The 12,017-nt window shown below is 70.6% G+C and carries 15 protein-coding genes; 7 read left to right on the top strand and 8 right to left on the bottom strand.

Going from position 1 to position 12,017, the window contains the following annotated elements; translation table 11 throughout:
* Positions 1-16 precede the first annotated feature (16 nt).
* The 3 genes from L3Q67_RS41910 (at position 17) to L3Q67_RS41920 (ending at position 1,910) form a co-directional block, all read left to right on the top strand.
* On the top strand, positions 17-259 hold the full coding sequence (locus L3Q67_RS41910) for a DUF2630 family protein (RefSeq protein WP_499186933.1): 243 nt from the start codon (positions 17-19) through the stop codon (positions 257-259).
* A 159-nt stretch (positions 260-418) separates the two neighbouring features.
* Positions 419-1,132, top strand: coding sequence for a GAF and ANTAR domain-containing protein (locus tag L3Q67_RS41915; protein WP_499186934.1), 714 nt, complete (start codon positions 419-421; stop codon positions 1,130-1,132).
* A gap of 49 nt (positions 1,133-1,181) precedes the next feature.
* Positions 1,182-1,910: a GAF and ANTAR domain-containing protein gene (locus L3Q67_RS41920; protein WP_499186935.1), complete on the top strand. Its 729-nt coding sequence runs from the start codon at positions 1,182-1,184 to the stop codon at positions 1,908-1,910.
* 171 nt (positions 1,911-2,081) lie between these two features.
* On the opposite strand, the gene L3Q67_RS41925 is transcribed toward L3Q67_RS41920, so the two are convergent.
* From L3Q67_RS41925 to L3Q67_RS41935, 3 genes are all read right to left on the bottom strand, one after another.
* Positions 2,082-3,269 (bottom strand): sialidase family protein, encoded by a 1,188-nt coding sequence (locus L3Q67_RS41925; protein WP_499186936.1) that lies wholly within the window; start codon positions 3,267-3,269, stop codon positions 2,082-2,084.
* Between the two features lie 108 nt (positions 3,270-3,377).
* Entirely contained in the window at positions 3,378-3,809 is a 432-nt protein-coding gene (locus L3Q67_RS41930; protein WP_499186937.1) for a GbsR/MarR family transcriptional regulator, read from the bottom strand.
* Complete coding sequence (locus tag L3Q67_RS41935; RefSeq protein WP_499186938.1) at positions 3,806-4,576, bottom strand: alpha/beta fold hydrolase; 771 nt, start codon at positions 4,574-4,576, stop codon at positions 3,806-3,808. The genes L3Q67_RS41930 and L3Q67_RS41935 overlap by 4 nt, the downstream gene beginning before the upstream one ends.
* Positions 4,577-4,724: 148 nt before the next feature.
* Between L3Q67_RS41935 and L3Q67_RS41940 the strand changes: the two genes are divergently transcribed.
* Positions 4,725-5,576: an alpha/beta fold hydrolase gene (locus L3Q67_RS41940; RefSeq protein ID WP_499186939.1), complete on the top strand. Its 852-nt coding sequence runs from the start codon at positions 4,725-4,727 to the stop codon at positions 5,574-5,576.
* On the opposite strand, the gene L3Q67_RS41945 is transcribed toward L3Q67_RS41940, so the two are convergent.
* Genes L3Q67_RS41945 through L3Q67_RS41955 form a run of 3 tightly spaced genes read right to left on the bottom strand, consistent with a single transcriptional unit; the run spans position 5,577 to position 7,563 of the window.
* On the bottom strand, positions 5,577-6,152 hold the full coding sequence (locus L3Q67_RS41945) for a DUF4232 domain-containing protein (RefSeq protein WP_499186940.1): 576 nt from the start codon (positions 6,150-6,152) through the stop codon (positions 5,577-5,579).
* Between the two features lie 54 nt (positions 6,153-6,206).
* Positions 6,207-7,106, bottom strand: coding sequence for a pyridoxamine 5'-phosphate oxidase family protein (locus tag L3Q67_RS41950; RefSeq protein WP_499186941.1), 900 nt, complete (start codon positions 7,104-7,106; stop codon positions 6,207-6,209).
* Positions 7,107-7,110: 4 nt separating this feature from the next.
* Complete coding sequence (locus L3Q67_RS41955) at positions 7,111-7,563, bottom strand: VOC family protein (protein WP_499186942.1); 453 nt, start codon at positions 7,561-7,563, stop codon at positions 7,111-7,113.
* A 105-nt stretch (positions 7,564-7,668) separates the two neighbouring features.
* On the opposite strand from L3Q67_RS41955, the gene L3Q67_RS41960 reads away from it, so the two are divergent.
* Positions 7,669-8,187, top strand: a complete 519-nt coding sequence (locus tag L3Q67_RS41960; protein ID WP_499186943.1) for a CGNR zinc finger domain-containing protein — start codon at positions 7,669-7,671, stop codon at positions 8,185-8,187.
* 4 nt (positions 8,188-8,191) lie between these two features.
* Here the strand turns inward: L3Q67_RS41960 and L3Q67_RS41965 are convergent, their stop codons facing one another.
* Positions 8,192-9,085, bottom strand: coding sequence for an LLM class oxidoreductase (locus tag L3Q67_RS41965; RefSeq protein WP_499186944.1), 894 nt, complete (start codon positions 9,083-9,085; stop codon positions 8,192-8,194).
* Between the two features lie 94 nt (positions 9,086-9,179).
* Positions 9,180-10,142 carry a LysR family transcriptional regulator gene (locus tag L3Q67_RS41970; protein WP_499186945.1) on the bottom strand — a complete coding sequence of 321 codons (963 nt, stop codon included), beginning with the start codon at positions 10,140-10,142 and terminating at the stop codon, positions 9,180-9,182.
* A 103-nt stretch (positions 10,143-10,245) separates the two neighbouring features.
* Here L3Q67_RS41970 and L3Q67_RS41975 point away from each other — a divergent pair, with 103 nt between their 5' ends.
* Together L3Q67_RS41975 and L3Q67_RS41980 are read left to right on the top strand one after the other, a co-directional pair.
* Positions 10,246-11,310 (top strand): spore photoproduct lyase family protein, encoded by a 1,065-nt coding sequence (locus L3Q67_RS41975; protein ID WP_499186946.1) that lies wholly within the window; start codon positions 10,246-10,248, stop codon positions 11,308-11,310.
* A 48-nt stretch (positions 11,311-11,358) separates the two neighbouring features.
* Positions 11,359-11,991: an HAD family hydrolase gene (locus L3Q67_RS41980; protein WP_499186947.1), complete on the top strand. Its 633-nt coding sequence runs from the start codon at positions 11,359-11,361 to the stop codon at positions 11,989-11,991.
* The last annotated feature ends 26 nt before the right edge of the window (positions 11,992-12,017 follow it).

Consider the following 12,017-nt stretch of genomic DNA (forward strand, 5'->3'; position numbering starts at 1 on the left):
GAACGGAGCCCGCACCATGGCCGACGACGACATCACCGAACGGATCACCCAGCTCATCGACGAAGAGCACCGCATCCAGCGCGACCACATCGGCCGCGAGGCCACCACGGAGGAACGGGACCGGCTTCGCGCCATCGAAGTGCAGCTCGACCGCTACTGGGACCTGCTCCGGCAGCGTCAGGCTCGACGGGAGTCCGGCCAGAACCCGGAAGACGCGGATCTGCGCAGCGCGAACACCGTCGAGAACTACCGGCAGTGAGCCCGGCCGGTCCGCGGCGGCCACGCACGGGCGTCCCAGCACGAACCGGTGATCACGGGCGGTGCTCGATGGGTGCCCGGCGGGGCCGCCAGCGGTGCGCGAAAATATCTTCGTCGAGGGCCGCCGGCCCGGTGACTGCCGGCTGGAGGTGGCGAAACGGTGGACGGGCAGCGCCACGACCGGTTGTGGCAGCTGGTCACCGAGCGGGCGAGCCTGCGCACGGCGGCCTCCGGCTGGGTCGGGGTGGTCTGCGCGGTAGCCGCCGAACACCTCGACGTGGACGCAGCGGCGGTCACCGTCCGCACCAGCGCCCCATCACAAGACCTGATCGCCGCCAGCGACACATGGGTGCAATCGCTGGAAGAAGTGCAATACACCGTGGGCGAAGGCCCCGGCGTCACGGCCTTCACCACCGGGGAACCGGTCCTGGTCAGCGACCTGCGGGCCGAGCAGGCCCGCTGGCCCGGATTCGCCGACGAAGTCGCCTCCGCCGTGGTGGGCGCGGTGTTCGCGTTCCCGTTGCAGACCGGGGCCATCCGCATGGGCACCCTCACCCTGTACCGCCACCAAGCCGGCCCACTCGACACACACGGACTGGGCGACGCCGCCGCACTGGCCGAAATCACCACCACCGCGCTCCTGACCGACAGCCAAGACGACAGCGACACAGCGCTATGGACCCGGGAAGAGGTCCCCGGATTCTACGACGAGGTCAACATCGCCACCGGCATGCTCGCCGCCCAACTCCAGGTCAGCCTGGCCGACGCACTACTACGACTACGCGCCCACGCCTTCAGCACGCACCTGCCCCTCACCGAAGTCGCACGAGCGGTCCTCAACCGCCAACTCCACCTCGACTCCACAACCGACTGACCCTTGTCGGTGTCAGCCGCACGCCCCGCGTGGCCTTATGCTGAAGGGCGTGCACAGCCCGGCGGACCACTTCAGCGACCTCGTCGCCGACATCACCGCCCTGCTGACCACCCACCACGACGGCCTCACCGTCGTGCGCGCGGTCACCAGCGCCTGCGCCGACGTACTGGACACCGACGCCGCGGGCATCCTGATCACCGACCCCCGCGGCGGCCTGGCGATGGTCGCCGCCACCGACGAACGCGCCCGGTTCACCGAACTGCTCCAAGTACACATCGAGCAAGGCCCCTGCCGGGACTGCATCGCCGAGAACACCCTCGTCTCCAGCACAGACCTACACCACGACAGCCGCTGGCCCGACTTCACCGCCGCCGCCCTGACCCAGGGCTTCCACGCCGTATACGCCTTCCCCATGCGCCTGCTCGACGACGCCGTAGGCGGGCTGAACATGTTCTTCAACCACCCCACCGAACTCTCCCCCGAGCAACGCCGGCAAGCACAAGCCCTCACCGACCTCGCAGTCCTCGGCCTCACCCAGGAACGCGACCAGCGCCGACTCGAACGACTCGCCGAACGCAGCCTGACCACCCTCAACGAACGAGCACAAATCAACCAAGCCATCGGCATCCTCGCCGGCGCCACCGGAACCGACCCCGACACCGCACGCGACCACCTCACCACCCACAGCATCACCACCCAGCAAACCCTGCTCGACATCGCACGCGCGATAACCAGCGGCTCGCTCAACGCCGAAGACCTGACCACCCCCGGCCAGTAGGCGTCAGTCCAACCGGCGTCGGGATCGGCTCGCCGCTTTCGACCGCAGCCGTCTTCGCGGCGGAGGCTGGCGAAGAGGCCACCGATCCGGTGAGATCGGTGGCATCCCGGCGCGCCTCATCTTCACCGGTGTTCGAGGGCGGGTTTCACCGCTGTCCGAAAACCGAGCGGGTCAGCCGGCGATCCGCCACAGCGGGATCCGCTGGAATGCCACGGTTTCACTGGACCCGGTCACCCCGGTTTCGTAGAGCAGCCCGATCGTGGCGAGGTCGGCCTGCACCAGATCCGAGTAGGCGGCGGGACCGGTGGTCACGGTGAGCCCCGGGCGCCATTCCCGTCCGCCGTCGAGGCTGATCCGCAGCTGCATCTGCCTCCGCTTGGCCGGGTCGGCCGGTCCGGAGAACAGCAGCACCCCCGGCACGATCGTCTGCAGCACACTGCCCTGGACCACCGGCCCGCTCAGGGTTTCCTCGACCTGGTAGGGCGCGGTGAGGGTCTTCCCGCCGTCCGCGCTGTAGGCACCCAGGCGGTGTTCCGGCGCGGAACCCTGGTTGCGGCTGGAGAAGTACAGCCTCCCGTCCGGGAGTTCGGCCACGGAGGTCTCGTTGGGCGCGATCACGCCGTCGGTGTGGTTGTCGCGGAACCCGATGTGCCAGGTCCGCCCGTCGTCGTCGCTGTAGAGGTCGTGGCCGCCGTAGTACTTGGCTTCCGTGCCGACGTCCGGCGAACCGGCGGGCGGCGCGCTGGAATGGTTGGCGGGCACCACGATCCGGCCCGCGTGCGGACCGTGCCGCAGCACGATCGCGTGCCCGGGGCCGGTGGCGTACCAGCGCCAGTCCGGCTGCTTGGTGGCCGCGGTGATGTCGGCGGCCGCGGTCCAGGTCCGGCCGTTGTCCTTGCTGCGCTGGACGAAGACGCGCCTGCTGTCCTGTTCGGACACCGTCCCGGCCATGATCTCCTTTTCGGACACCCGGCCGTTGCGGGTGGTGAGCAGGACCAGTTCGCCGCGGCGGGTCAGCACCGGGGCCGGGTTGCCCGCGGTGGCGTCACCGTTCGCCGAGACCACGGCCAGCGGGCCCCAGGTGCACCCGCCGTCGGCGGACGACCGCGAAACGACCTCGATCGCGCCGGAGTCGCCAGCCGATTCGCGGCGCCCTTCGGCGAAGGCGAGCAGGGAACCGGTGGCCGTGCGCACGAGCGCCGGGATGCGGAAGGTGTGGTAGCCCTCGGTGCCCGAGACGAACGGCACCGAGGAGGTGCACCCGCCGGGCGCCGGAGCCGCCGTGGCCTGGGGAGCGAGCGGCAGGCAGAGCACCGCGGCGGCGAGCAGGGTCGCCGCGAGTCTGGGACGTGGTTTCACCGGATCGGCCTCCTCATTGACAACACAGAGGTAGTACAGAGGTAATACATCTGACATGGGACGTCCCATGTCAGATGTCCGCCAACCTAGGAGGCGGCGAGTCCGCCGTCAAGACCGCCGATCGCGCAGCATCCGGTCCCCCGCTTCCACGTAGGACTCGAAGAACTCGGTGACCTCCGCGAGCCGGGCCTTGGCGTGGGTGCCCTCGGCGCACTGCGTGCCGTTGCGCAGCACGCGGATGAACGAGCGGGTCCGCTCGTGACTGGCGGCGAGGAGTTGCTCGAAGCCTCCCGCCGCCTCGACGAGCAGGCGGCGGCTGCCCGGTTGCGGGATCGTGCGCGCGAGATTCCAGGAGACCAGCTCGCGGACGGCCACGCTCACCGCCCCTTTGCTCAGGCCGAGTGCCTCGCCGAGCGCGTCGAGGGAGGCGGGGTCGGCGTTGAGCAGCAGTCGGCCGTAGACGCGGCCGGTCGCGCGCGGCAGGTTCCAGGAGGCGAGGACGTCGCCCATCGCGGTGACGAACTCATCGCTTTCCGTCATGCCTGTCGCTCCCATCCGGCGATGAGGTGCTCGATGGCCCACGTGGTCGCGTCGGCCGCGTCGAGCGTGACCACGTGCCCGGCGCCGGGGACGACCTGCTCGGTCACGCCTTCGACCCGAGCCCAGCGCGGCATCGCGGTCGCGATGTTCCCGGTGCGGTCGCGATCCCCGCGAACGAGGCCCAGCGGCACGGGCGTGCGGTAGCCCGGATCCGGGTCGACCAGCGACACGGTTGCCCGCCAGACGTCGAGGAACACTCGCTTGGGCATGCGCGCGAACGTCGCTTCGCACTCGGCGATCGCCTCCGGCGTCACGGCCGAGGCGCGGGCCATGAGACCGGGCAGCCGTGCGGCCGGGATGAGCGCCAACGAGGGGGCCGCGAGCCGCAGCGCGAAGCGTTCCGCCGCGGTGAGCGGACCGGCGTTCCAGGTGGCGTCGACAACGATGAGGGCGTGCGCACGTTCAGGGAGGCGACAGACGAGCGCTTGCCCGAGGTTCCCGCCGAGCGAGTGTCCGATGAGGACCGGACGGTCAAGCTCAAGGTGATCGAGGAGCTCGATCAGGTCGCCGAGCGCGTCCGCGGCGGTGAACCGGGTGTCCGATTCGAGCCGCGACTCACCGTGTCCGCGCAGGTCCCAGCTGATGACCCGGTGTCCGGCCGCGTGCAGGGCACGTGCCTGAACGTCGAACATCCGGTGATCCATCCCGGCTCCATGCGTGAACACGACCGGACGCCGGTCGCCCGCGAGGTCGCCGTACCGCAGCACCGCACCTTCCCGCGTCAGGACGCGATCCAGATTTAGCATTTTCTAAATCTAGCTCATATGGGTCGGTCAGTCGCCGGTATTCGCTCGACATCGCGACCACCGTGGCCCTACGCTGTCTAAGTAGAGTGATCTACCTAATGGAGCCGCGATGCCCACGATCGAACTGTCCGCCGGACCCCTCGCCTACGTCGACACCGGCGGCACGGGCCCGGTCCTGCTCTTCACCCACGGCTTCCCGATGAACGACTCGCAGTGGCGCAAGGTCCTCCCACTGCTCCCGGGCTACCGCTGCGTCCTGCCCACGCTGCCACTCGGCGCCCACCGCGTGCCGATGAAACCCGACGCCGATCTTTCCCAGCGCGGCCAGGCACTCCTGCTCGCCGAACTGCTCGAACGACTCGACCTCACCGACGTCACGCTGATCATGAACGACTGGGGCGGCCCCCAGTTCCTGGTCTCCGAAGGCAAAGCGGACCGAGTCGGCAGGCTCGTGCTGGTCGCGTGCGAAGCGTTCGACAACTTCCCGCCGAAGGCCGTGCGCCCCCTGGTTGCCCTCGCCCGCGTCCCCGGCGGCACCTGGCTGATGACGAAACTGTTCGCCACCAAGCTCTTCCGGCACAGCCCCCGCGCATACGGCGGGCTGAGCAAGCACGGCATCCCCGACGACGTGCTCGACGACTGGTTCGCCCCGGCCACCCGCAACCGGGAGATCCGCCGCGACCTCGCCAAGTTCGGGACCTCCGCACCACCTCGCAAGGTGCAGCTCGAATGGACCGCCCGCCTCCGCGAATTCGACCGGCCCGCCCTCGTCGTCTGGGCCACCGAAGACCGCCTCATGCCCGCCGACCACGGCCGGCGCCTGGCCGAACTCCTCCCCCACGCCACCCTGGTCGAAATCTCCGACTCCTCGACGCTGATCCCCGAAGACCAACCGGAAGCCCTGGCCGAGGCACTCACGACTTTCCTCGCCGAGCACGGGGTTCTCCGGCAGGAAGCGTGATCAGGGGCGGACGGCCCAGGTGTTCACGGCCAGCCGCCCGGTCGTGCCGAGGTCGATGCCGCCTTGTGGGGCGACGACCTGGGCCGGTTCCCCGGCGGCCGGGGCGATCTCCAGGTAGTGGCCGTTCGTGGCGGGCACCGTCGAGTCGAGCACCGTGTTGCGCCACAGGATTCGCGCCGTCACCTGCTCACCGGGCCGCACCGTCATCGGCTGGGGCGGGACGTCGTAGCTGTCCGGTGCGCTGACCGGGGCCGACCCGTTGCCGACGACGACGTCGAGCGGCCGCCGGTCCGCGTCCAGCACCCGGACCGCCGGATAGCCGTGCGCGGTGTAGTCACGCGTGCCGCAGTTGGTCAGGAGGATGCCGAGCGCCCGCAGGCCCATGGCGGCTTCCACCTCGCCCGCGGTGATCGCGACTCCCGGCTCCGGGCAGGCGATTTCCGTGCTTTCCGGCGAAGGCGAGGGCAGGGGAATCCCCACCACCACCGGACCCGTGCAGGCGGCGAGCAAAGCGGTTCCGCCGAGTAGCGGGCCGAAGCGGCGGATCGTCCGGGGCAGGCCGGCTGCGGAGTTCACCTGATCGAGCTTTCCATGGTCATCGGCGGGAGAACCGGCAGGCCCGGGGTTCGATCAGGCGATGACCGGGTTGAAGCGGGAGTAGGCCGGAGCGGTCCAGCGCCAGGCGGTCGCCCCCTGGATTTCGACCACGTCGGTGACGGCGAAGTCGACGACGCGCTGGGCTCCGGGGTATCGGGCGGCGCGTTCCGGCGACCAGTCCACGTGGGCGGTTCCGCTCAGGTGCAGGGTGGAGCCGGTGGTGTAGTCGGGGAAGAGCAGTCCGGTGGCGGGCTGCTGCTCGAGGTTGCCCAGGGTCAGGAACATCGCGTTGCCCAGGTAGTCCGGCCAGCTCAGCCGGGTGGGGCCGGTCACATCGACGAACCCCGGGTTCCCGCCCCGGTGCGACATGTCCGCGGAGCCGTCCACCCCGGCCGTGGCGACGAAGAACGTGTCAGCCGCGCGGATCCGGTCGACCTGCGCCGCGCCGAGTTCACCGCCGCGGATGGCCGACGGGCGCACGGCCGGTCCCTCGGCCGGAAGTGGCGTCCGCTGCTGGATGTACTTGGGACAGTTGGAGATCACCTGCTCGACCTCGATCTCCAGGTGGTCGCCGACCGGGCGGCTGCGGCCGTTGACCCGCATCCGGCGGCGCCTGCCCGGTTCGACGGCGATCATCCCGACCTCGGCGACGCCGTCGAGCGCCGCCGCGAGCGGGTCCGCCGAGGTGGGCCGGGCGGCGATGCGCACGGTGCCGTCCCCGGTGGCCTGCACGAACCCGGGCAGCCCGGTGAGCATCGTGCCCCAGAGCCGGTCGCCGTCGCTCGCGCTGAGGTAGATCACCGGTTGCGCGGCGAGGAAGGTCTTCGCGACTTCGGGCATGGTGGCGCGGATGGCCGGGCGGGCGTGCTCGGCGGCGGCCGCCAGCCCGGCGCGGTCCTGCACCGCGAGTTCCCCGTGGTGGTAGTCGGTCATCGGCTCAGAAGAAGCCGCAGGTCGGCGCGCCGGTCGTGGGCGCTTCGGCGGCACCGGCGCCGCTGGGCGCGTAGATCTCCAGCCGGATGCCGTCGGGGTCGGTGAAGAAGATGCCGCCGGAGTCCGCACCCTCGCCGTGCGGCACGACGCCCTCGTGGTGGAACGTCACCGCCAGTTCGCGCAGCACCCGCTCGGCTTCCCGCACCTCGTCGATCGATTCGACCTGGAAGGACAGGTGGTGCAGGCCGGGCCGTTCGGTGGCGAACCGGCCTTCGCTCTGCTGCCACAGCGTCACCAGCAGCTTGCCGTCGCGGCCGAGGAAGGCGAACTCGCGCCCGGGTTCCTTGCCTTCGCCGAGCACCTCGAAGTCGAAGACCTGCTGGTAGAAGCCACGTGAGCGGCCGAGGTCGGTCACGTTCAGGCCGATGTGACCGGTCTGCAGGGCGGTGATCGTCACGGGGAACCTCCGAAGTCGTCTAACCGTTGATGTCAACTTAGACGGTTAGGACTACGATGGTCAACCGTTGATTGTCAGTTAGCCGGTTAGAAGGAAGGTGCGACGATGACCGATCCGCGCCCACTGGTCGGCGAGCCGCTGGCGCTCGACCTGCTCAACACGTGGTGGGACACCACCGGCGAACTGGAAGACCTGCTCACCGGCGTGGCCGGGCTGAAGATCTGGCTGGACAGCGCCGGGCTGCGTGTCCCGGCCGATGAAGCCACGCTCGACGCCACCCGCGACGCGCGAGCCGCGCTGGCCGCCGCCCGCGCCGCCGAGCCCGATCTGGGCCCGCTGAACGACGTCCTCGCCCGCGGGCGGCTGAAGTTGTCGGTGGCCGGAACGCAGCCGCGGGAATCAGCCGAAGTGCCCGACACCGCGTGGCTGCCGGGCTGGCTCGCTGCTCGCAACTACCTGGAGCTGCTGAAGCAGGAGCCGGCCCGGATCAGGCGCTGCGCCAATCCGCAGTGCGTGCTCCACTTCTTCGACATCTCGAAGAACGGCAAGCGCGCCTGGTGCTCGATGGCGCTCTGCGGGAACCGCGCGAAAGCGGCGCGGCACTACTCCCGCACCCGCCGATAGGCGCTCAGCCTCGGGCGGTCAGTTCCAGCAGACGGCCGGTGAGGTCGAGGTGTTCCTCCACGCTGCCGGTGAGGTAGGTGAGGTCCACGAAGGTGTGGTCCGGCTCGAGGAGCGGGACGATCTTCGCCACCGACTCGGCGATGAGTTCCGGCTTGGTGCCGGGAGCGGCGTTCACGCGCAGCGCCACGCCCAGCGCCTCCGGGTCGCGCCCGGCTTTCTCGGCACCGGCGCGGATCTTGGCCAGGCTGCCGGTGAGCGCGTCCGCGGGGAACTGCTCGGGCACCGACCAGACCGGCAGCCAGCCGTCGGCCCGCTCGGCGACCCGGCGCTGCGCGCGCTCGCCGAACCCGGCCAGGTGCACCGGCGGCTTGCGCACCGGCTTGAGGTCGACGTGGGTCGGCGGGACCGTGTAGCCGATGCCTTCGTGCGACACCACGTCCTGGGTCCACCAGGCGTCGAGCAGGTCGAGCAGGTCGTCGAGCCGCTTGCCGCGCTCGGCCATCGGGACGCCGACCGCCGCGTACTCGTCGGGCGACCAGCCGATGCCGAGGCCGGGCAGGAGCCGGCCGTTGCTGGCCACGTCGATGCTGGTCAGCTGCCGGGCGAAGTTGACGGGCTGGTACTGGGAGGCGTTGATGGTGCTGGACCCGAGGATCGCGGTCTCGGTCACCGCCGCCGCGACGGCCAGCGCGACGAACGGATCCTGCGCGGTCCAGAACTCCTCGGGCATGGTCTCGTAACCCGGGTAGGACACCTTCGGCTCCACCGGCGACAACAGCCGGTCGCCGACCCAGAGACCGGCCGCGCCCGCCTGCTCCGCCGCACGCGCATACCGCGCGATCCCACCCGGCGTGGCCGCCGCCCTGCCGAACACCGGAAGACTGAAACCCAAGCGCATGAAGACTCCTCTGCGAGAGCGAGCGGACCGTGACCGGCCTCACTGCCACTACTACGCGCATTTAGTTGCGCGTTCAAGTATCCCAGGTCAGGGGCTATTCCCGGCCTGAGTGGGCGGCCGCATGGTGAGGGATCGTCGCCCAGGTGGGGCGCCAGGACGGGGCGGGTGCTGGCGCCAGGGTCGCGAGGTGCGAGATGAAGTCCCGGAGTGCCGGGTGCGGGTTCGTGCCGAGGTACATCAAGGACAGCGGGTAGGCCGGCGCCGGGTTCAAGATGGGGATGCGGCGTAGGTCGTGGTGCGCGGGCCAGCGGTACCGGTCGCGGGCACCGATGAGGGTGGCCACGTCGGCGGAGTCCGCGAGGGCCTCGAAGAGCACCTCGTTGCCGAAGTTGGGGCCCGCCGCGTCGATGCGGAGGTCGAAGGTGGTGGCCAGCTGGTCGTAGAAGTCCGCCCATTCGCTTCCACGCGCGATGCCCGGCACCCAGATCCGTTGTTTGCGCAGCTCGGGCGGGGTGAGGGCAGGTGCGGAGGCGAGCGGGTGCCGCGGGCCGGCGAGCAGCTCCAGCGGGGAGTCGAAGGCGTGGATCATCCGCACGTCCCGCGGCAGTGTGGCCAGGTCGACAACAGACCGGAACGTGGCGTCGACCTCGCCTGTCTGGACGGCGGCGGCCGCCACGCGGGGATCGTTGACGCGGAGGGTGACCACGTCGAGCTCGATTTCGGGATGGGACCGCCAGTAGTCGTGCAGGACGACGGCCTGGGCGCTTCGCAGGCCGAGCACGTCGATCCGCAGGGGCCGCGCGCCCGGCCGGAGCGCGGCGGCGGCGCGATCGACCCCCGCGACGATGCTCCGGGCGTGCGGCAGGAACGCCTGGCCGTCGTGCGTCAGTTCGACCCCGCGGGCGGTCCGGGTGAACAGACGGGCCTCCAGCTCACGCTCCAGCGCGGCGATCCGCTTCGAGACCGCCTGCTGGGTCACGCCCAGCTCGTCGGCCGCGTGCTGCAACTGCCCGAACTCGGCCGCCAAGACGAAGGAGCGCACTGCCTCGGTGTCCATCGGCCCACCCTAAGCACCCCCAACCAGGCGTTGTGGCTCGGCGGAAGGTGGTTGTGCGCCACTTCGGCGAGCGTTTTGCCGGTCCCGTTCGGACACTGGAGGGGTGACCACCCAGCCGTTGCTCTCGCCCACCCGCATCTACGTGGAGCCCGCCGCCGCCGAGCTGCCACGCGGGCGCGAGGTGCTCGCCCGGTTCCCCGACGCGGAGCGGGTCGAGGTCGACAGCCACTGGCGCATCCCCGAACTGCACGGCGACGAGGCCAACGCCCGGCGCTGGGTGCGCATCAAGAGCGAGGCGCTGGTGCTCGGGGTGAAGAAGTCGCTCAGCGCCCGGCCCAACGGGCGCTCGGCCCACTTCATCGCCCCGTCCACGGCCAACGGGTGCGCGATGGCCTGCGCGTACTGCTACGTCCCGCGGCGCAAGGGCTACTCCAACCCCATCACCGTCTTCGCGAACATCGAGCAGATCACCGGCTACCTGTCCCGGCACGTCGCGCGGCAGGGGCCGATGACCGAGCCGGGCCAGATCGACGGCGAAGCGTGGGTCTACGACATCGGGGAGAACTCCGACTGCTCCGTGGACGCACTGGTCAGCGACAACGTGCGTGACCTGGTGGAGCTGTTCCGCGGCCTGCCCACCGCCAAAGCATCCTTCGCCACCAAGCACGTCAACCGCGACCTGCTGGACTGGGACCCGCGGGGCCGCACCCGCGTGCGGTTCTCCCTGATGCCCGAACGCACCGCGAAGCTCCTCGACATCCGCACCAGCCCGATCGCCGAACGCCTCGCCGCACTGGACGACTTCCGCGCCGCCGGGTACGAGGTGCACGTCAACCTCAGCCCGGTCGTCGTGCACGACGGCTGGCTGGACGACTGGCGCGAACTGCTCGAAGCCCTGGGTGACGCGGCTTCGCCCGCCACCCGCGAGCAGCTGGCCGCGGAGGTCATCATGCTCACCCACAACCAGCAGCTGCACGAGGTCAACCTGCGGTGGCACCCGCGCGCCGAGGAACTCCTGTGGCGGCCGGGCCTGCAAGAGGTGAAGCGCAGCGAAGGCGGCGGCGTCAACGTCCGGTACCGGCAGGGGCTCAAGCGCGGCCTGCTGGACGAGCTCCTGAACCTGATCACCCAGCACGCCCCCTACCTGAGGGTCCGCTACGCCTTCTGACCACTCGCGGCGGTAGCCCTGCCCGGCGGGTTCCGGCACCGTGAAGGGATGACCGCGGAGGATCTGCTCACCGGGCGTGACCACGTACTGGTCGCGCTCGACGGGCCGGTGGCCGGACTGCCCGGCCGGAACGCGATCGCCGCGCGGTTGCGGGTGCTGGTGGCCGACGGGCGGCTGCCGCGGAAGGTCGAACGCACCGAAGACCCGTTCGCCGTCCTCGCTCACGCGGCGACGATCGGTCCCGGCACCGAGCGCGCGGTCTACGCGCAGTTGTGCCGCCTCGAGACCGAACTGGCCGCCGCCGCGCGGATCGCGCCCGGGGTCGAAGAGGCCTTCGCCTCGCTGGGCACCGCGGGCACGCGCCTCACCGTGGTCAGCGACCTGGCCGCCGAGGCCGTCCGCACCATCCTGGTGATGCACGACCTGGACACACACGTGCAGCGCATCGCCGGGCGCGCCGGTCCGGACCTGGAGAACCTGCCACCGGCGCCGGGCCTGATCACCGCCGCGGTGCGGGAGTACCTCGTACCGGTGGAGCACTGCCTGTTCGTCGCCAGCACGGACGCCGACCTCACCGCCGGGCTGGCAGCGGGCGTCGAAACCGTCCGGTATCAAGGCCCCGGGCCCTGGTTCGACGCGCTGGACGTGGCTCGCGCCGCGGACGGACGTCGCGCGTACTGATCCCTGCCCTTTTCAGTTTATCGCAA

This window comes from Saccharothrix sp. AJ9571 (assembly GCF_021725495.1).
GTDB lineage: Bacteria > Actinomycetota > Actinomycetes > Mycobacteriales > Pseudonocardiaceae > Amycolatopsis > Amycolatopsis magusensis.